Below are 20562 nucleotides of genomic sequence, written 5' to 3'. Positions count from 1 at the left end.
CCGGATGCAAGCATGAAGCGCACTGCGGAAAGTTCCGGTTTACACCCTGCGGCCTCTGTGCTGCAATCTTGCCCCCGGCAATAATGAATGAGTTTCCATGCAAGCGTCTCAATTTTCAGCCCAGGTTCTGGACTGGTACGACAAATACGGGCGGAAAACGCTGCCCTGGCAAATTAACAAGACGCCTTACAAAGTATGGCTCTCGGAAGTCATGTTGCAACAAACGCAGGTGACAACGGTGATTCCTTACTTTGAGCGATTTATGGCGCGCTTTCCCACGGTAACGGATTTAGCGAATGCGCCGCTGGATGAAGTGCTCCATTTATGGACCGGGCTCGGCTATTACGCCCGCGCGCGTAATTTGCATAAAGCGGCGCAACAGGTGGCGACGCTTCACGGTGGAGAATTCCCGCAAACTTTTGCCGAAATCGCCGCGCTACCCGGCGTCGGGCGTTCAACCGCCGGCGCGATTCTCTCCCTCGCGTTAGGTAAACATTATCCGATTCTTGATGGAAACGTTAAACGTGTGCTGGCTCGCTGTTATGCTGTTAGCGGCTGGCCTGGAAAAAAAGAGGTGGAGAATACGCTGTGGACGTTGAGCGAGCAAGTGACGCCCGCACGCGGCGTGGAGCGTTTTAATCAGGCGATGATGGATCTGGGCGCGATGGTTTGTACGCGTTCAAAACCAAAGTGCACCCTGTGTCCGCTGCAAAACGGTTGTATCGCCGCTGCGCATGAAAGCTGGTCACGCTATCCGGGCAAGAAACCGAAACAGACGTTGCCGGAGCGGACGGGTTACTTTTTATTGTTACAGCATAATCAGGAGATTTTCCTGGCGCAGCGCCCTCCCAGCGGTTTATGGGGCGGACTCTACTGCTTCCCGCAGTTCGCCAGCGAAGATGAATTACGTGAATGGCTGGCGCAACGGCATGTTAACGCTGATAATTTGACCCAGCTTAATGCGTTTCGCCACACATTTAGCCATTTCCATCTGGATATTGTGCCTATGTGGCTTCCCGTGTCGTCACTGGACGCCTGCATGGATGAAGGCAGCGCGCTCTGGTATAACTTAGCGCAACCGCCGTCAGTCGGACTGGCGGCCCCCGTGGAGCGCTTGTTACAGCAGTTACGTACCGGAGCGCCAGTTTAACGCCCCGGTCGATGAAGAGGATGACTTATGAGCAGAACGATTTTTTGTACTTACCTGCAACGCGACGCTGAAGGGCAAGATTTTCAGCTCTACCCTGGCGAACTGGGAAAACGTATCTATAACGAGATCTCTAAGGACGCGTGGGCGCAGTGGCAGCATAAGCAGACCATGTTGATTAACGAGAAAAAGCTCAACATGATGAACGCCGAGCACCGTAAGCTGCTGGAACAGGAGATGGTGAGCTTCCTGTTCGAAGGCAAAGACGTTCATATCGAAGGTTATACGCCGGAAGATAAAAAATAGGCCCGTTGCTGAATGACGCTGCGCTTATTCGGCCTGTGAGTTATGCCGGATAAGCCCTTAGCGCCGCTGCCCGGCAACATGGCATAACGACAACACAACATGCACTCCCGGAATGATGAAAAAATTACTCGCGCTTGCTGTTATTGCGCCGTTGCTCATCTCCTGCTCCAGTTCGACCAAAAAAGGCGAGACGTATAATGAAGCCTGGGTCAAGGATACCAACGGCTTTGATATTTTGATGGGGCAATTTGCCAACAATATTGAAAATCTGTGGGGATATAAGGAAGTCCTGATTGCCGGGCCGAAAGACTACGTCAAATATACCGATCAGTTCCAGACCCGTAGCCACATCAACTTTGATGATGGGACCATTACCGTTGAAACCATCGCCGGGACGGAACCTACCGCACATCTGCGCCGGGCCATTATTAAAACGTTGCTCATGGGTGACGACCCAACCTCCGTCGATCTTTACTCCGATGTCGATGACATAAAAATTTCTAAAGAACCCTTCCTGTATGGTCAGGTCCTCGACAATACCGGCCAGCCTATTCGCTGGGAAGGCCGCGCCACGACATTCGCGGATTACTTGCTGAAAACGCGGCTCAAAAGCCGCAGTAACGGCCTGCGTATTATTTACAGCGTCACCATTAATCTGGTGCCGAACCACCTTGATAAACGCGCGCATAAATACATTGGCATGGTACGCCAGGCCTCCCGTAAATACGGCGTTGACGAGTCGCTGATTCTGGCGATTATGCAAACGGAGTCCTCGTTTAACCCGTATGCGGTCAGCCACGCGGATGCGCTGGGCCTGATGCAGGTGGTGCAACACAGCGCCGGGAAAGATGTTTTCCGTTCTCAGGGTAAGTCCGGCACGCCAAGCCGTAACTTCCTGTTCGACCCCGCCAGCAACATCGATACCGGCACAGCGTATCTGGCAATGTTGAATAATGTCTATCTGAGCGGTATTGAGAATCCGACGTCGCGGCGCTATGCGGTCATTACTGCCTACAATGGCGGCGCAGGCAGCGTATTACGCGTATTCTCGAACGATAAGATTCAAGCCGCGAATATGATTAACCGCATGTCGCCGGGGGATGTGTACCAGATATTAACCACCCGACATCCATCTGCGGAGTCGCGCCGCTATCTGTATAAGGTGAATTCCGCCCAGCGATCGTATCGCCGCCGATAAACCATCGCATCCCGCCTCTGGCTGGCAAATGACAGAGGCGGGAAAGGTAAAAGTGTTAACTCCGTCACCCTTTTGCTTTGCAATCAGAAATTGTTTGCAAATATTTGTCACAGGTAACAAAAAAAGCCCGCCTCTCATTGATAGAATCACACCAAATCACAACGGCAAATGTGCCTTTTAAAACATTCATCCGCTCTCAGGTGTGAGGAAATTAACATGAATCTTAAGCTGCAGCTTAAAATACTCTCTTTTCTGCAGTTCTGTCTGTGGGGAAGCTGGCTCACTACCCTGGGCTCGTATATGTTCGTCACCTTAAAATTTGACGGCGCATCTATTGGCGCAGTTTATAGTTCACTGGGGATTGCCGCCGTCTTTATGCCGACCTTGTTAGGCATTGTGGCTGACAAATGGCTGAGCGCGAAATGGGTCTATGCCCTGTGTCATGTCGTCGGCGCCATCACGCTATTCATGGCCGCGGAAGTCACTACGCCTGGGGCGATGTTCTTTGTGATCCTGCTTAACTCGTTGGCCTATATGCCGACGTTGGGCTTGATCAATACCATATCGTATTACCGCCTGCAGTCTGCCGGCATGGATATTGTGACTGACTTCCCGCCTATCCGTATCTGGGGCACCATTGGCTTTATTCTGGCGATGTGGGGCGTGAGTTTCTCCGGTTTCGAGCTGAGCCATATGCAGCTTTATATCGGCGCGACGCTTTCCGTTCTGCTGGTACTGTTTACCTTTACCCTGCCGCACATTCCGGTGGCGAACCAACAGAAAAACCAGAGCTGGACATCAATGCTGGGCCTTGACGCTTTTGCGCTGTTTAAAAATAAGCGGATGGCGATTTTCTTCATCTTCTCCATGATGCTGGGCGCGGAACTGCAGATCACTAACATGTTTGGCAACACCTTCCTGCATAGCTTTGATAAAGATCCGCTATTCGCCAGTAGCTTTATCGTGCAGCACGCCTCGGTGATGATGTCGATTTCGCAGATTTCTGAAACGTTATTCATCCTGACCATTCCGTTCTTCCTGAGCCGTTATGGTATTAAGAACGTTATGCTTATCAGTATTGTGGCGTGGATGCTGCGTTTCGGCCTGTTCGCTTATGGCGACCCGACGCCGTTCGGTACCGTTCTGCTGGTATTGTCGATGATTGTGTACGGCTGCGCCTTCGACTTCTTCAACATTTCTGGCTCGGTGTTTGTCGAAAAAGAAGTACGCCCGGAAATCCGCGCCAGCGCGCAGGGGATGTTCCTGATGATGACCAACGGCTTCGGCTGTATCCTGGGCGGCATTGTGAGCGGTAAAGTGGTGGAGTATTACACTCAAAACGGCATTACCGACTGGCAGACCGTGTGGCTCATCTTCGCAGGCTACTCGCTGGTGCTGGCCTTTGCGTTCGTAGCCTTGTTCAAATACAAACACGTTCGCGTTCCGGCAAGTTCGCAACCCGTTGCACATTAATCCTTGCCCTGTTTCGCAGGCCGGATGAGGTGTAAATGCCTTATCCGGCCTGCAGGCAACGTTACTTTAAAACATATCCGTACAAACGTTGAATTCCATCGGCATCGGTCTCGCTATATACCCCCTGCAATTCCGGCGAAAAACCAGGCAATAGATTGATGCCCTCTTCCAGCGCCAAAAAATAACGCTGCGCCGCGCCGCCCCAAATCTCCCCCGGCACCACGCACAGTACGCCCGGCGGGTATGGCAATGCCCCCTCGGCAGCAATACGCCCGCCCGCCTCGCTGATACGCACCAGCTCTACATCGCCGCGAATAAAGGCGCTGTTGGCATCCTGTGGGTTCATCGCCACATGCGGCAGGCTTTCTTTGCGGAACATCGCTTTTTGCAGATCCTTAACGTCAAAGCTAACGTACAGGTTGTGCATCTCCTGACATAGCTCACGCAGGGTGTAATCGCGGTAGCGCACCGGGTATTTCTGAAAAACCGTCGGCAATACATCCGCAAGCGGCGTATCGTCTTCAATGTGCCGTTCAAATTGCGCCAGCATCGCGACCAGCCGCGCCAGTTTCTCTTCGCTCTCGGCAGGTGTCAGCAAGAACAGAATCGAGTTGAGATCGCACTTCTCAGGCACAATACCGTTCTCACGTAGATAGTGGGCGAGAATGGTCGCCGGGATGCCGAATTCGGTGTACTGCCCGCTATCGGCATCAATACCTGGCGTGGTCAGTAACAGTTTACAGGGGTCGACAAAATACTGGTCATCCGCATAGCCCTCAAAGCCATGCCATTTCGCCCCGGGTTCAAAACTGAAGAAACGACGATTGCTGGCAATGGTCTCCGTCGGATATGCCTGCCACGGCTTGCCGTCAACCACCAGTGGGATAAAGGGCTGAAGCAGTTTGCAACGGGCGAGAATGGCTTTACGCGCGTCAATGCCCAGCGCAACGCACTCCGCCCACAGGCGGCGACCGCTCTCCCCTTCGTGGATTTTGGCATTGACATCCAGCGCCGCAAACAGCGGGTAGAACGGACTGGTTGAAGCATGCAACATGAAGGCGTTGTTCAGGCGTTTGTGCGGGCAAAAACGCGCCTGGCCGCGAATATGGTTATCTTTTTTGTGGATCTGCGAGGTTTGTGAGAACCCCGCCTGTTGCTTATGTACCGATTGGGTCACAAAGATCCCTGGGTCGTTTTCATTAAGCTCCAGCCGCAACGGCGAGGTATCCGCCATCATATTGATAAACTGCTCATAGCCTACCCACGCGGAGTCAAACAGAATGTAATCGCAGAGATGCCCGATTTTATCCACCACCTGACGGGCGTTGTAAATAGTGCCGTCATAGGTACCAAGCTGAATGATCGCCAGGCGGAACGGACGCGACGCATCGGCGCTTTCCGGCATCACGTCACGAATCTGGTCGCGCAGGTACGTTTCATCAAAACAGTGCGCATCAATACCACCGATAAAACCAAACGGGTTGCGCGCCGCTTCAAGATAGACCGGCGTCGCCCCGGCCTGAATCAGGGCGCCGTGGTGGTTGGATTTGTGATTATTACGATCAAACAGCACCAGATCGCCGCGCGTCAGCAGGGCGTTGGTGACCACTTTATTCGCCGCCGAAGTTCCATTCAGCACAAAGTAGGTTTTATCCGCATTAAATACTTTTGCCGCAAATTTCTGCGCGTGTTTGGCAGAACCTTCATGTATTAGCAGATCGCCAAGTTTCACATCGGCGTTACACATATCTGCACGAAACAGGTTTTCACCAAAAAAGTCATAAAAATGGCGGCCTGCGGGATGTTTTCTAAAAAACTCGCCATGCTGGTGCCCCGGGCAAGCAAAGGTACTATTCCCCATGTCGACATACTGGGTCAGGGTGCCATAAAAGGGCGGCAGAAGTTCCGCTTCGTAGCGACAGGCAGCGTTTTCCAGCTCCAGCCATTCCTGCGCGTTCCCGACTATTACCGCCGTAACGCCGACAGGCGCGCTGACGGGTTCATCCGCAAGCATAAACACCGGCAGGTGAAAACCGGTGCGTTTAAGCAACGCCAGAATACCGCTACGGCTGTCGGCAGTGGTAATGACGACTGCGGCCACATCGGTAAAGTCGGTACTGTCCAGCGCCACTACGTTTCGGTGGGTGGAGAGACGGGGGATGAGTTCACCGCTGGCGGCAATATTCATTGATTTCATAAGCGCAAATACCCGTTTCGGGAGTAGAGTAACCCCGGACAAGGCCGATGCCTTGCCCAACGAGATGCCGGGTCAAACTGGATACCAGCTCCGACCGCCAGACATCAGTAAAAACAGACTGTTTCTGATTTTACTGTTGTCCTGCAGTGAGCGTGCGCTGCCCTCACCGCATAGCGGGGATGACAAAAAAAAGGAAAGAAAGGGGCAAACCTCGCGCAGTCAGGCGACAGTGAAGACAATATAAAGGCGCTATGTTCATCCCGGCGAGCCCCATGCTGGCAGGAGAAATTTCGCGCAATCATGGCACCTTTCACCAGACGGCGCAAGGTAAAATCAGCGTTCTATACGTCACAGATAATCAAGCTATTAACAGCTTAATCGCGTGATAATAAGGCAATTTGAAAGACAAATAACAGGAGTCATTGTGGTAATTGGACCTTTTATTAACGCTGGCGCAATTTTATTCGGCGGCGTTATTGGCGCGCTGTTAAGTCAGCGTCTGCCAGAACGGATTCGCGTCTCAATGACGTCTATTTTTGGTCTGTGCTCTCTGGGAATTGGCATTCTGCTGGTGATGAAGTGCGCTAATCTTCCGGTGATGGTGCTGGCGACGCTGGTCGGCGCGCTTATCGGCGAGTTTTGTTTGCTGGAAAAAGGCATTAATGGCGCAGTCGCGAAAATCCAACAATTATTTATGGCATCGGGTAAGAAGCCGACACACGACTCATTTATTCAAAGTTACGTCGCTATCATTGTACTTTTTTGCGCCAGCGGCACCGGTATTTTCGGCGCGATGCATGAAGGGATGACCGGCGATCCAAACATTTTGATCGCTAAATCTTTTCTGGATTTTTTCACTGCCATTATTTTCGCCTGTTCGCTTGGCATCGCCGTTTCGGCGATTTGCGCGCCGATGTTGATTATCCAGTTAACGCTTGCCGCCTGCTCCACCCTCATTCTTCCACTGACCACGCCGGCAATGATGGGCGACTTTAGCGCTGTGGGTGGACTGCTGCTGGTGGCTACCGGATTGCGTGTATGTGGAATCAAAATGTTTCCGGTAGTGAATATGCTCCCGGCGCTGTTGCTGGCGATGCCGATCTCCGCCGCATGGGCGATGTTTTTTGCCTGACTCTGCGTGCAATAACAACAAAGTGGTGATAGATTGTGCAGTCTACGTTGATTTGAAGAAATTTCGTTGACGAAGCGAGGCGATTACGGTTTAATGCGCCTCGTTGCCCGGATAGCTCAGTCGGTAGAGCAGGGGATTGAAAATCCCCGTGTCCTTGGTTCGATTCCGAGTCCGGGCACCACCTTTCCTTTTTATACTTCCTTAAAAATCCCCATGTGTTTTTAATTCAATGATTTAGCGTGGAAATCTTTTCAGGTGCGTTTTGATTTATCCCTACGTATCCGGAAAATTGTGGGTCAGATTAAGGGTTCATTCAGTTCGATGAACGGAGAGACCCTCATGTTAACTGATAGCAAGATCTGCGCCGCGCCCCTCGAAAAACCCTACAAAAATCACCGATTCACAAATTCTGTACCTGACGGCTCTAAGCTATGGTATTTCCGCTATCGCTTCGGCGGTAAAGAAAATCGTCTGACTTTCGGCCCCTATCCGCAGGTTACGCTGGCAAAAGCCCGCGAAAAGCGCAATGCCGCGCGTAAGCTGCTGGTATCGGGTATCTGCCCTTCTCTGATGCCAGTGAGCGTCAAGGAGCGCAACGGCGTGCGGGCGGCGTATGTACATGGAGGCGCGTATGGAGATGATGCAGTGGTGGTCAGATTATCTGGACGTGAGCCGCGAGGGGGACGTTGCGCCCTATATTTATGCCCGGCAACATAGCGTATATTTAAGACTTATGAACTGATTGCAGAATGTCTAAGCCGGGATTATCTGCCACAGTCATGTCTGGTCATTTGTTACAACAACACGGCGACAGTTTCCTGCCGCTATGAATTAACCTTTTTAATGTCCTGAATTTAGTTTCTCCTGCCGCATGGTTAACTCGTCCATAAAATAACGTGCAACTGCGGGCATTCCTTTGTTCGCTGGGAATAGTGCATAAATCTGTCTTGGCTGGCCAGACCACTCGGGGAAAAGTTGTACCAGTCCCCCGTTTTGCAATTCTTCCTTGCAGGCCGGAAACGGTAATAAAGCCACACCATTGCCGCCAGCGACTGCCTGTAACAGAACCCGCAGATTATTGGAATACAAACGGGGGGAAAGTGACAGAGTGATTTCCTGACTCCCATTGATTAAATGCCACGATTGCATACGACCGTCGGCCAGTCTCACCATTGCCGGAGCTCTGTGAAGATCTCCAATGGTCTTTAAATCAGGATGTTGCTCGACCCACTGGGGGCTGGCAACTAAAATATCGTATAGCGTATTGATTTTTTTATAGTGCAACGAAGAATCAGGCAATGCCCCTGAACTTACTGATAGCGCAATATCAATACCTTCTGCAATCATATCCACCGGGCGATTGACAGCAAGGAGCTGCACATTTGCCAGCGGCCAACGGGCAATAAATTCGTTGATGAGTGCTCCCAGCCACGTTTCTGCCATGAATACCGGCGCACTGATCCGTAATGTCCCCTGTGGATACTCCTGTACCGCCTGAACAACAGCGCGGGCTCGCTCACTTTGATTTACCAGCGTCTGACACTCCTGCGCAAATTGCTCGCCGACTTTGGTCAGCGCAAGGCGTCGGGTTGTCCGCTGAATCAGATGTACACCAAGCTGTTCCTCTAATGCCGACATCCGTCGGCTTAGCACCGATTTGGACACTTGCGCACGTATTGCCGCCCGGCTGTAGCTTCCTTCTTCTGCAATCAGGGCAAAATACCAGTAATCATTCCAGTCAATCATGATTGTTCTTTTATCGCAACAATGAAGTTCAATTTCGTCTATTTAAACATCATTTTAAGAACGGTTAAACTAGCCACACGTTTTAAATGAGACGAACACCATGAAGATCCTCCACATTGACAGCAGCCCTATGCTCTGCAACTCCAGCTCACGAAAGCTGAGCCTGGCGCTGACAAAAGCTATCTGCCAGCGCTTTCCGAATGCCAGCGTGACATACCGCGATCTCGGACGGACACCGCCACCCCACTTACGCGAAGAGACATTTCTGGTGCTTGGGGGAAAGTTAATGTCTACAGACGCACAAACGCAAAGTGAAGTGGAGGGTATCAGAAACGCGATCGCGGAGTTGAGCCTCTGCGATATATTAGTAATAGGTGCACCAATGATTAACCACTCTGTCTCCTCGGGTCTGAAAACCTGGATAGATCAGGTTTGCCAGGCTGGTCTGACATTTCGTTTTACCTCTACGGGTGCAACGGGGTTACTGGCCGACAGGCCAGCATTTATTGTCTCCACGCGTGGTGGAATTTATTCAGATACCAGGCATCGGGAATTGGATCATCAGGAAAGCTATCTGCGGTCAACGTTAAATTTGATGGGGATCACTAACGTCCATATATTGCCCACCGAAGGAGTGGATAAAACCGAACCAGGCAGATCTCTGGCAGAAAAAAACTCGCTGGCGCAAATTCCCTGTATGCTGGCTCATGCTTTTAATCGATAAGTTTATTAATATGAAAGGAATTCTTATGAATATCAGTAAAAAAATTGTCATCTCTTTTTTCTTACTCTCTTTATTTGGGCAGACATCCATTGCTGCAACAGAAATTAGTCATCCAGAAACAGACATGAAAGAAGTTGCTCATGTTAGTGTATCATCCATAAATACAAATCCTGAAAGCATCATACAACTCCTTCAGAATAAAACTGAAGCGTCAGGTGCTCATTATTATCGAATCACTTCATTTCATATCGATAATCAATCACACGCCACCGCTATTCTTTATAAATAATCACAATTACAATCAATCGTAATTATTATCCAGGACACGGGTAATTGCCCGTGCCTGCTAAAAAAACAGGCTATTATGAAAATAACGTATTTTGTGAGTAGCTTAACATTACTCACAGCAAGTCTTATTTTTGTCTTATCAGGTGAAATATTCCACGCCGAAACATCTAAAATCTTTTGGCTGTTTCGGCAAAACTTTCTCTTTTTTAGTGGGTGCGTCGCATGGTGTTTTATGACATTAGCTATGTGTCTGATTTTGCGTTCACCCTGGTTGAATCGAATTCTGAAAGGTCTGGATAAATCGTGGGGTTTACACAAACAAGCTGGTATTATCGCAACAGTCTTTACGCTGGCGCACTGGCTGGACGAAAAAATACCTCACTGGCTGGTGCAAAATGGCTGGCTTGCTCATCCAGGATCACTGGGAAGTGTTCAGATAAGCTCATGGCAATCTCAACTGATCTATGCAGGATTGTTAGCTGCTGAATGGTCTACATACCTGATGATAGGGTTGGTGCTGGTTTCTCTTGTAAAAAAAATCCCTTATAACATTTTCCATTTTATACATCGTCTGTTTCCTGTTTTTTACCTGGCTACTGCTTTCCATATTTTTACCGTTCTATTTAAAACATATTGGTGGAATTCACCTGCGGGCATTCTGCTGGTAATAGTGAGTATCCCTGGTATTTATGCTGCCGGCCTTTCGCTATTTAATATGATTGCTTATAAAAACAAACGCGTTGCGATCATCACCAACATCGACTATTACCCAAATGATATTATAGAAATAACTCTACATACTGACACCCCCCTATTGCATACACCAGGGCAGTTTTCATTTTTAACATTTCAACATGATGCAGAGGCACACCCATTCACTATAGCCTCTTATTACCAGGATAAAAAACACTTGCGTTTTGCCATTAAAGCATTAGGGGATCATACACATTCACTAAAGAAAGAATTAAAAATTGGACAGGACGTGATTGTTGAGGGCCCCTGGGGTTATTTAGACTTTAATATTCAATCTGAGCGTCAGGTCTGGGTTGCGGGAGGGATCGGTATCACTCCTTTTATATCTCAGCTGGAATATTTAAAAAACTCAGGCCACCCACTCTGCCCTATTGATTTATGGTATTGCGTTGGTCAGCATGATGATTTGCAGTACCCTGTAAATCTCGATTTGTTATGTACAGCGGCAGGTGTGACTTTACACCGTATCGATGCCAGGATGAAACTGGAAGCCAAACATATTATGATGGAAAGCGATAATAGCCAAAACGTTCACGTCTGGTTTTGCGGACCCGCAGGCTTTGCGAAAAGTCTATTATCCGGACTACAAAAGTACGGGATATCAGAGAAAGCCTTCCATTATGATCGTTTTAATATGCGTTAATTATTGATGAGAAAATGCATATACATATTTTTCTCAGGCTACCTCGGTATTGGTTTTACAGAAAACCGAAGGAAGTGTATCTTAGAAATAGCCCTGTAATTCATTTTTCGGACTACTGGCACAATGCGCTCCGGATGTTGAGATAAGTAAAGAAGCTCATGAGTGGGTTAATACTCCTCTGGTCAGAAAAGGGATTATGTAAATAATTAAGGGACGCCACTACGGCGTCCCTTAGATATGAAAAAGAGGTGCGCCCCTCCACACCGTTTCCATTACTACGTAATGATCGATAAATACGGGTTATCTTCGGCTTTGTTGAATAAATCGAACTTTTGATGAGTTGAAGGATCAGTTCACACATCATCCGGCAACACAGCTCGTCCCATGGCAAAGCAGAAGTTCAGAATCACCAACTGGCGCAACTACAATAAAGCCCTTATCCACCGCGACTCCATCACTTTCTGGCTGGACGACGAGGCAATTCAGGCGTGTGCTGCTTGCGTGCCTTTTTGGTGGTTGATGCTGGTTTTGTCATGTGAGTCACCTCTGGTTGAGAGTTTACCCACTTAGTTGCGGGTCCACTATTACTGGGTAAGATCATGATTCCAGCCATCAAATCCCATAAATATATCTCGCAGAACCATTTTTAATGTTTTCTTCCATACCCTCAACGCCGCGTTTTTGCACGTCCAAAGCATCACGCCGGGCGAAAAAACTTTACTCTCCGCTTCCAGATCATCTATTTCCGTTTTTATTTCTGCATTTTCACTATGTAAAGTGAAAATGCCCGGCTGAGAAGGTTGACTGAAAATATCGTCTACATACTGCTGGTTAAACACCAGGTAGTTCATATCCAATGGAGGTTGCAGGCTGCACCGGCTGTAATCTGGTCGACCATGCTTATAAAAGTAGCCAGAAACGGTTGATTTCTCAGAACCGTTTTGTCCATAGATAAGAGTGACATACTTACTCAAGTCGAACTCTGCTGGCTTTTCACCCTGATAACTGCGAACGCCGTGGATGGAGAGAATGGTCATGCTATATCATTGTCACCGCCTTCTGTATGTGGATATTTTATCGCCGTCATTCCCTACAGCAAGCAACCTCACTGATAACTGCCATTTTATACATTGTTCTATAATGAACGTTACTGACATTTTTTATGTTAGACTCCTTGATACACAAGGGATACAATGAAATCACATATCAATTAAAATGTCAGTACAGGAGAATCAATGTCTGTTGCCGCTCTGGCCCGCCAGCGGGTTCACCGCATGAAGCGGGGCGTTCCCTTTTCCATCAGCGGATTTTACTCGCTGGGAAGTCGCGCGTCGGTACAACAGGCAATGAGTCGTCTGGTCAAAGAAGGCCTGCTGGTCCGGGTTGAACGCGGTTTCTACTCCCGGCCAAAACCGTTAAAAAACCTTCCATCCGTAAACGTTGTCGCCAGCGCCAATGCCGTTGCCGCCGCATGGGCAAAGGAACGCGGTTACAAAATCACCCTTCAGGGGCTGGAAGCCGCTTACCGGCTAGGGCTGCAAACGCAGGCGCCGGTTAAACGCATCTACTGGTCAAACGGCCCTACGCGAGAGTTCCGTGTCGGCAATGAGTTGGTCCGGATCCAGCATAAATCAGCAAGCCGGTTACGTTGGCTGAACCGACCTGAAGGAGAGCTGATGCGCGGTTTGCTGAGTCTGGATCAGCAACATACCCCACCGGAAACGCTGAAGAATGCTTTTCATCGGCTGAGCATCCCGTCCGCTAAAGCGCGACAGATTGCCGGAAAGTTAATGAATGAGCCTGCGCTTCACGCGTGGCGCTCGCACCTGATGACGTTGCAAAAGGCGCTCTGATGGACATTTTTGATTACTACCGGAGCGCATCACAACGTCGCGAGCTTCAGGAAATCCTCTCTTACGCGGCGCAGCAGCATCCCTCCGGGCTGGGAGCCAGCTTTCTGGAAAAGGATCTCTGGGTAACGGAGATCCTTCGGTTGCTTTTTAATGAGGAGCTGTTGGGAGATTTATCTGTCGCGTTTAAAGGTGGAACGGCGTTAAGCAAATGCTGGAACGTGATTGAGCGTTTTTCTGAAGATATCGATCTTTCTGTTCACTGGGCCGATCTGGCAGGTCACTCTGAAGAGGAAGAACAGCAGGCATGGGAGCAAAGCACGCTAAATAACAGCCAGAATCGCCGGTTCAGAGAGCAGCAGCAAGAGCGCTTAACAGAATGGACAAACGCGCTGGCAGAACGGTTAAACCAACGCTTTCAAATTTATGATATTTCGGGCCTTGAAGCAAAAATGGAACCCGACAGCGGTGGCGAAAAAGTCGATATCTATTTTCCACGGGTGAAAGAAGACAGTATGGCCTATCAGCGCGATCATATTCTGTTGGAATTTGGCGGACGAAATCGTGGCAAGCCAACCGATCTGATGCCTGTTGTAAGCTATCTGTCCGGGATTGCAGGCATGGATACACTCAAGTTACCCAGCGCGACCGTAAGCGCTTATGACACCGGTTATATTCTTTGGGAAAAGCTGACGGCGCTGCACCAATTCTGCACGCAAACCAAAGCGCCAAATCCGGCCCGACTGGCACGCCACTGGTATGATGTGGATTGTCTGCTGCGTAATCATTTTGCCAGCCCCTATGAAACGCTGGAAGCCATGGGCAACGTGGTCGAGATGAAGCAACGTCGCTGGTCTGTGCCGGGCGTGGATTTTACTCAGGTGATTGTCGGAAACCTGCAACTGTTGCCTGACGATGCTGAACGGTTCGCTGCGATCGCCGGGGATCATCAAACGGCAGTGGAAGGGGGAATGTTCTTTCGTGAGCCTGACAGATTTACTGAGATTGCTGACCGCCTTCGCCATGCTCAGGATAATATCAATCGTTTTATGTGTGGTTCATCGATATAAATTATTCCTGCTAATTGATCCCTCAGCCATATGACATAAGCCTTTTGAATAATATAGTTTCATGCTTGTACTCCAGCCCATTCGCGGTATCATTTTACGATCTCTCTTCCAGTTTTATGCTTACCGCCTTTGCCGATAGTTGAACAATGCCGGGAAGCGTTATCAGCGATTAAGGGCACGGAATGGGCTTCTGGATATTTGTTATTATGCTGGCGGTTATCTGGCTTCTGTTTTCCAAAAAGAAAAAGTCGCCGCCCCCCAAAGTAAACAGCAAAATCATCACCAAAATAAATCATTCATCTCAACACAAATATCCCAATAAGCCAGCCAACAGCGTGACAAATATGCATTCTCAGGCATCCGATGATGACGAACTGGCAACCTTTACTTTTGTGAATGGGCAAACGGTTGAATACAGCACCCATCGTGAACAGCCGCGAGAAACAGCCCCCCGGCGCAATACCACGCCAGCGCGATGGGTCAAACCGGGAGAAAGCATCACTATTCAAAACATCGTCATTAAGAACGGTAATTTTTATTTTGGTGGGCAGTTAAAAACATATTCATCAGGTGAATATGGCTATCTTTACAACGATGGTTCCGATGCTTCTCTGGTTAATGACTCTTTATCCATTGAGCCTGGTTCACGCCACTATTATGATGAATCTCTGGGATATTGGCCCACCTTTGCCACACTCTCCCCTCGCTGCCGTGGTGCCTATCTTGACTGGCTGGCAAGCGATCGCAGCGATGCGACCTGCCCCGTTGGTTATGTATTTATCTATTTTTACGGTCTTGAACGCCGCGTACTGGCGGATGGCACACAAGAAGCCATTTCTGACGATGAATTCAAAGCATTATTCGAAGAGATATCGCGCCTGAGAACCGTATTTCAGGCAAGCGGTTCCTTCCGTCATTATGCAACACAGTTGCTGGAAATGATGATCATTCTCAGACCGAAGTTACTTTCTATACATACCGAAAACGAATATTTCTCGTCAAGAAGTTCATTACTGTTCAGATTAAATCTGGCGACGGTGGTCGATAAAGGACAGCCTGTTTATGCCGATCTGGCACTGGCATGGATACACTATTTTCCTGATTACACCCTGCGCACGCCTGCCCGTCGATGTCATGCTGAATTTTCCGCGTTATTCAAACAGCGTTATACCCAAAAATACGGTGACGGTATTGTCGTCAAACCCAATAAAACACGGTTGCATCTAAGCTATACCCCCGCCAGTGGTACGCTTCGGGAACTTCAGGTAAAAAAACAGATGGATCTTCCCGATCCCAGCGTTTTAAAAGCCCCAGTTCAGAAATTAATTTCTGTTGCAGAATCCTGTATCAACGCGCTGGATACCTACAGTCGCTATCTCGGTAAAAAAGATGCCTCAGCAAGCGATGTCGCCGCCATCATGCTGCTTCCCGATGAAATACTGACCGAAGACGCAGAACGCCTGTTTGCTGAATTTAAACATTGGGCAGATGATAAAATCCGTGACTATTCAGGACTGGCGACAGTAGCTGATTTCTGGGCCAGACTGGGTATGCCTGTACCGGATAAGATTAATAAGAAAGAAGCCGAACTGATGCAAAATTTCGCCCGGCGAGCAGGCTACGGCATTGCGCCGGATATGCGCTATCACCTTGTCCGGCCAGAACCAGAAGGACATCTTGTTTTATTTCCCGAAGGACATGCGGAATTCTACGTACCGTCGGCGGAATTTACATCAGTCTCAGTGGCGCTTCGGCTGGGCGCCATGATTGCACAAATGGACAAGCGCGTGGACGTTGCTGAACAGGCTGCGCTGGAGAGAACGATTAATCATAACGACGCGTTGTCACCAACAGAAAAACGTTCGCTGCACGCCTACCTCACCTGGCGGCTCAATACGCCTGCAAATCAGGCCGGCTTGAAAGGTAAAATTGAGCAGCTCAGCGATAAAGATAAGTCCACTATTGGCAACGTGATTATCAGCGTCGCCTGCGCGGATGGAAAAATCGATCCGGCTGAAATTAAGCAACTGGAAAAAATCTACGCCAGCCTTGGTCTGGACAGCAGTACCGTCACCAGCGATATCCACCGTCTGTCAACCGCAGAAACAACGCCGACGGCTACGTTACAAACCCCATCAGCGACGAGCGGCGCGTTTTCTCTTGATGAACGGATCCTTGCCCGTCATGAGTCTGATACCACGGACGTACGCCAGTTACTGAACACCATCTTCACCGAAGATGAACCCGCAGATGAATCCCCGGCGGAGATCCCGCCAGACGCTGGCGCAGGTCTTGATGAAGCACATCACCAGCTTTACCAACGTTTGCTGGAAAAAGAGCGCTGGGCGCGAAACGAAGTCGCTGAGCTATGCCAGCAATTTAATTTGATGCTAAGCGGCGCGATTGAAGCAATTAATGATTGGTCTTTCGAACAGGTTGACGCCCCGGTGCTTGATGATGACGATGATATTTACGTTGACCTGGAAATTGCACAAGAACTCAAAGGATAATTTATGTCTGGCATTCGTATTCGTCTCAAAGAAAGAGACGCTATTATTCAGTCATTGAAGTCAGGAGTGACGCCTAAAATTGGTATTCAGCATATTCAGGTTGGCCGGGTCAACGAGATAAAAGCGCTGTATCAGGATATTGAACGTATCGCGGATGGCGGTGCAGGATTCCGGCTGATTATCGGGGAATACGGCTCAGGTAAGACATTCTTTTTAAGCGTTGTGCGCTCAATTGCACTAGAGAAAAAACTGGTGACAATCAGTGCCGATTTATCCCCGGACAGGCGCATCCACGCGACGGGTGGACAGGCGCGTAACCTCTATTCCGAGCTAATGAAAAATCTATCTACGCGAAATAAGCCGGACGGAAACGCATTATTAAGCGTGGTTGAGCGCTTTATCACGGAAGCTAGAAAAGAAGCGGAAAGTATAAACACACCTGTTCCGACAATTATTCACCAAAAGCTCGCCGCCCTGTCTGATATGGTTGGCGGTTACGATTTCGCCAAAGTCATTGAATGTTACTGGCAGGGCCACGAGCAGGACAATGAGACATTAAAATCAAATGCCATTCGCTGGCTGAGAGGTGAATACACCACGAAAACCGACGCCCGTAACGATCTGGGTGTGCGTACCATTATTTCTGATGCCTCTTTCTACGACTCGTTAAAGCTGATGAGCCTGTTTGTCCGTCAGGCCGGATACGCGGGTTTGTTGGTGAATCTGGATGAGATGGTCAATCTGTATAAGCTCAGTAATACTCAGGCCCGGGTTGCCAACTATGAACAAATACTGCGTATTCTGAATGACTGTCTGCAAGGGACGGCTGAATATATCGGCTTTTTACTCGGCGGTACGCCAGAGTTCCTGTTCGATCCACGCAAGGGGCTATACAGCTACGAAGCGCTCCAGTCACGACTGGCGGAAAACAGCTTCGCCCAGCGGGCTGGGGTGATTGATTATTCGTCCCCTTCCCTGTATTTAGCCAGCCTGACGCCGGAAGAGCTCTACATTCTGTTGAAAAACCTACGTCACGTTTATTCCGGCGGCGATGCGGATAACTATCTGGTTCCTGATGATGCGCTGACGGCATTCCTACGCCACTGTAGCAACACTATTGGCGATGCCTATTTCCGTACGCCACGAAACACGATTAAAGCCTTCCTGGATATGCTGGCCGTGCTGGAACAAAACCCGTCCATTCAGTGGTCACAGTTAATCGCGGGTGTCGCGATCGCGGAAGAAAAGCCCAGCGATATGGATGAAATAACGTCGGCAGAAGATGCCGATGAGGATGGTCTGGCCGACTTCAGATTATGATGAACGAATACCAGCGGCTGGATCCACGGATACAGAAGTGGATATACCGGCAGGGATGGGCCGATCTCCGGGAACTGCAAAAAAAAGCCGTTCCACCGATATTAGCGGGCGATCGGGATGTTCTGATCAGCGCCGCGACTGCCGCGGGTAAAACGGAAGCTTTTTTCCTGCCCGCCTGTTCTGCCATTGCGGATATTCAGGGCGGTTTTGGCATTCTATACATTAGCCCACTTAAGGCCCTGATTAACGATCAGTATCGGCGGCTGGAAAGCCTCGGCGATGCGCTGGCGATGCCGGTCACACCCTGGCATGGCGATGTTGCGCAGAGCAAGAAGCTGAAAGCAAAGAAGAATCCTGCCGGTATTTTGCTTATCACCCCGGAGTCGCTGGAAGCGATGCTGATCCGCAATGCGGGATGGTTAAAGCTGGCTTTCGCGCCACTGGCCTATATCGCCATTGATGAATTCCATGCTTTCATCGGTTCTGAGCGGGGTATGCAGCTTCTCTCTCTGTTAAATCGAATCGATCACCTGCTCGGAAGAATCGACAATCCAGTCCCCCGAGTCGCACTCAGCGCAACACTGGGGGAACTGGAGCGAGTACCTTTATCTCTGCGGCCAAATCAACGTCTACCCTGCGACATTATTACTGATAGTCAGACTCACGCCACGTTAAAAGTGCAGGTGAAAGGTTATCTGGAACCATTGACCACCACAGGCCAGCAGCCACCACCGTCAGCAGAGACGCAAATCTGCCATGATATCTTTCGCCTCTGTCGCGGTGATTCCCATCTGGTGTTCGCTAATAGTCGCAAACGGACCGAAAGCATTGCCGCTACGCTTAGCGATCTCAGTGAAGCAAACATCGTACCCAACGAGTTCTTCCCGCATCACGGCTCGCTGTCCAGAGATCTGCGTGAAACGCTGGAACAGAGGCTTCAACAAGGCAACTTACCCACCACCGCCATCTGTACGATGACGTTAGAGCTTGGCATCGACATCGGTAAAGTCAGCTCCGTTGTGCAAGTTACCGCCCCCCATTCCGTAGCCAGCCTGCGCCAGCGAATGGGACGCTCCGGTCGGCGCGACTCGCCTGCCGTATTGAGAATGCTGATTGCCGAACATGAACTGACGCCAACATCAGGCATTGTCGACCAGCTCAGGCTTCAGCTTGTTCAGTCGCTGGCCATGATCCGCTTACTTATCGACAGCAAATGGTTTGAGCCCGCCGATACCCGGCAGATGCACTATTCCACCCTGTTCCATCAGATTCTGGCGATCGTGGCACAGTGGGGAGGCGTGCGTGCGGATCAGATCTGGTCACAGCTATGTCAACAAGGGCCATTTCAGAAAGTCCGAATCGATGACTTCAAAACGTTATTGAAGCATATGGGAGAGCACCAGTTTCTGACCCAGCTATCAAGCGGCGAACTGGTTCTGGGCGTCGAGGGCGAACGTCAGGTAAATCAATACACCTTCTACGCCGTGTTCAGCACGCCGGAAGAGTTTCGTATTGTGGCGGGGAGCAAAATATTGGGCTCTATCCCCGTCGATTCCCCACTAATGCCTGACCAACACATTATTTTCGGCGGTCGACGCTGGAAGGTAACCGATATCAATAGTGATAAAAAAGTCATCTATGTCGAGGCGACAAAGGGTGGGCAGCCACCGTTATTTTGCGGACAAGGGATGTCAATTCATGATGTCGTCCGCCAGGAAATGCTTACCATTTATCGGGAGGGAGACTACCGCATCACCGTTGGCGATCGCAAAGCCGATTTTGCCGATACCACGGCCAGAAACCTGTTTGATGAAGGGCTGCACTGTTTTCGCAACAATAATCTGGCTTCGGAATATTTTATTCAGCAGGGGCAGCATGTCTACATTCTTCCCTGGCTTGGCGATCAAACCGTAAATACGCTGTCGGCATTACTTATCCAGCGCGGTTTCAAGGCGGGCTCATTTGCTGGTGTGGTTGAAGTAGAAAAAACTACGATCTCGGAGGTTAAACAGGCGTTATTCAGCGCACTTCAGGAAGGGCTACCTTCCGAATCCCGTCTTGCCGAAAGCATCGTTGAAAAGAGCCTCGAAAAATATGATGAGTATTTACCGGAGGCGTTGCTGACGCAGGAGTATGGGTTACGCGCTTTTGATGTTGAGCGCGTGGAGGAGTGGTTACAGGGGCATTTATATTAAGGGGAAGAAG

17 protein-coding genes, 1 tRNA gene and 2 pseudogenes are annotated in these 20562 nt (G+C 49.7%); 16 read left to right on the top strand and 4 right to left on the bottom strand.

All coding sequences use genetic code 11. The features are described 5' to 3' along the window. Positions 1–97 precede the first annotated feature (97 nt). The 4 genes from mutY (at position 98) to NA330_RS05810 (ending at position 4124) form a co-directional block, all read left to right on the top strand. Positions 98–1150, top strand: a complete 1053-nt coding sequence (gene mutY / locus NA330_RS05825) for an A/G-specific adenine glycosylase (protein WP_001148959.1) — start codon at positions 98–100, stop codon at positions 1148–1150. Positions 1151–1177: 27 nt separating this feature from the next. Next, the gene (locus tag NA330_RS05820; protein WP_000091706.1) at positions 1178–1453 is read left to right on the top strand and encodes an oxidative damage protection protein; all 276 of its coding nucleotides are present in this window, start codon (positions 1178–1180) and stop codon (positions 1451–1453) included. Positions 1454–1565: 112 nt separating this feature from the next. Beyond that, positions 1566–2651: a membrane-bound lytic murein transglycosylase MltC gene (mltC, locus tag NA330_RS05815; protein ID WP_000976289.1), complete on the top strand. Its 1086-nt coding sequence runs from the start codon at positions 1566–1568 to the stop codon at positions 2649–2651. Positions 2652–2867: 216 nt separating this feature from the next. Continuing rightward, complete coding sequence (locus NA330_RS05810; protein WP_001049804.1) at positions 2868–4124, top strand: nucleoside permease; 1257 nt, start codon at positions 2868–2870, stop codon at positions 4122–4124. A 61-nt stretch (positions 4125–4185) separates the two neighbouring features. Here NA330_RS05810 and NA330_RS05805 read toward each other — a convergent pair whose 3' ends face one another. Then, on the bottom strand, positions 4186–6321 hold the full coding sequence (locus NA330_RS05805; RefSeq protein WP_023241578.1) for an ornithine decarboxylase: 2136 nt from the start codon (positions 6319–6321) through the stop codon (positions 4186–4188). A gap of 424 nt (positions 6322–6745) precedes the next feature. On the opposite strand from NA330_RS05805, the gene NA330_RS05800 reads away from it, so the two are divergent. The 3 genes and pseudogenes from NA330_RS05800 to NA330_RS05790 all read left to right on the top strand — a co-directional run. Then, positions 6746–7453 (top strand): DUF554 domain-containing protein, encoded by a 708-nt coding sequence (locus NA330_RS05800; RefSeq protein ID WP_023241580.1) that lies wholly within the window; start codon positions 6746–6748, stop codon positions 7451–7453. A 105-nt stretch (positions 7454–7558) separates the two neighbouring features. Further along, positions 7559–7634: transfer RNA gene (locus tag NA330_RS05795), tRNA-Phe, on the top strand. A 158-nt stretch (positions 7635–7792) separates the two neighbouring features. Then, positions 7793–8020: pseudogene (locus NA330_RS05790) on the top strand (Arm DNA-binding domain-containing protein); the annotation flags it as partial. A gap of 273 nt (positions 8021–8293) precedes the next feature. Here NA330_RS05790 and NA330_RS05785 read toward each other — a convergent pair. Continuing rightward, the gene (locus NA330_RS05785) at positions 8294–9199 is read right to left on the bottom strand and encodes a LysR family transcriptional regulator (RefSeq protein WP_000568121.1); all 906 of its coding nucleotides are present in this window, start codon (positions 9197–9199) and stop codon (positions 8294–8296) included. 100 nt (positions 9200–9299) lie between these two features. Here NA330_RS05785 and NA330_RS05780 point away from each other — a divergent pair, with 100 nt between their 5' ends. The 4 genes and pseudogenes from NA330_RS05780 to NA330_RS05765 all read left to right on the top strand — a co-directional run. After that, positions 9300–9923 (top strand): FMN-dependent NADH-azoreductase, encoded by a 624-nt coding sequence (locus NA330_RS05780; RefSeq protein WP_023241581.1) that lies wholly within the window; start codon positions 9300–9302, stop codon positions 9921–9923. Positions 9924–9948: 25 nt separating this feature from the next. Then, positions 9949–10212 (top strand): YdgH/BhsA/McbA-like domain containing protein, encoded by a 264-nt coding sequence (locus tag NA330_RS05775; RefSeq protein ID WP_017441072.1) that lies wholly within the window; start codon positions 9949–9951, stop codon positions 10210–10212. A gap of 75 nt (positions 10213–10287) precedes the next feature. Continuing rightward, entirely contained in the window at positions 10288–11607 is a 1320-nt protein-coding gene (locus tag NA330_RS05770) for a ferredoxin reductase family protein (protein WP_024149217.1), read from the top strand. A gap of 384 nt (positions 11608–11991) precedes the next feature. Beyond that, a pseudogene (locus tag NA330_RS05765) lies at positions 11992–12096 on the top strand (IS5/IS1182 family transposase); the annotation flags it as partial. A 95-nt stretch (positions 12097–12191) separates the two neighbouring features. Here NA330_RS05765 and NA330_RS05760 read toward each other — a convergent pair. After that, positions 12192–12644, bottom strand: coding sequence for an AAA family ATPase (locus tag NA330_RS05760; protein WP_023241583.1), 453 nt, complete (start codon positions 12642–12644; stop codon positions 12192–12194). Positions 12645–12842: 198 nt separating this feature from the next. On the opposite strand from NA330_RS05760, the gene NA330_RS05755 reads away from it, so the two are divergent. Then, entirely contained in the window at positions 12843–13460 is a 618-nt protein-coding gene (locus NA330_RS05755; RefSeq protein ID WP_001650661.1) for a DUF6088 family protein, read from the top strand. Then, entirely contained in the window at positions 13460–14527 is a 1068-nt protein-coding gene (locus NA330_RS05750) for a nucleotidyl transferase AbiEii/AbiGii toxin family protein (protein WP_001650662.1), read from the top strand. The genes NA330_RS05755 and NA330_RS05750 overlap by 1 nt, the downstream gene beginning before the upstream one ends. An 89-nt stretch (positions 14528–14616) precedes the next feature. Here NA330_RS05750 and NA330_RS05745 read toward each other — a convergent pair whose 3' ends face one another. Further along, complete coding sequence (locus tag NA330_RS05745) at positions 14617–14823, bottom strand: hypothetical protein (protein ID WP_223175023.1); 207 nt, start codon at positions 14821–14823, stop codon at positions 14617–14619. Here NA330_RS05745 and NA330_RS05740 point away from each other — a divergent pair. From NA330_RS05740 to NA330_RS05730, 3 genes are read left to right on the top strand one after another with little or no spacing between them, the layout of a single operon-like run. Then, a complete protein-coding gene (locus tag NA330_RS05740) occupies positions 14734–17037 on the top strand; it encodes a TerB N-terminal domain-containing protein (RefSeq protein WP_223175020.1) in 2304 nt (767 codons plus the stop codon). The genes NA330_RS05745 and NA330_RS05740 overlap by 90 nt on opposite strands. Before the next feature lie 3 nt (positions 17038–17040). Next, the gene (locus NA330_RS05735) at positions 17041–18357 is read left to right on the top strand and encodes an ATP-binding protein (RefSeq protein WP_023202711.1); all 1317 of its coding nucleotides are present in this window, start codon (positions 17041–17043) and stop codon (positions 18355–18357) included. Further along, complete coding sequence (locus tag NA330_RS05730) at positions 18354–20552, top strand: DEAD/DEAH box helicase (RefSeq protein WP_023202712.1); 2199 nt, start codon at positions 18354–18356, stop codon at positions 20550–20552. Before NA330_RS05735 ends, NA330_RS05730 begins: the two co-directional genes overlap by 4 nt. Positions 20553–20562: the final 10 nt, after the last annotated feature.

The organism is Salmonella sp. NW722, from assembly GCF_051702785.1.
Taxonomy (GTDB): Bacteria; Pseudomonadota; Gammaproteobacteria; order Enterobacterales; family Enterobacteriaceae; genus Salmonella; species Salmonella enterica.
Note: the sequence above shows the minus strand (reverse complement) of the source record. Positions and strands in the feature narration are given on the sequence as shown.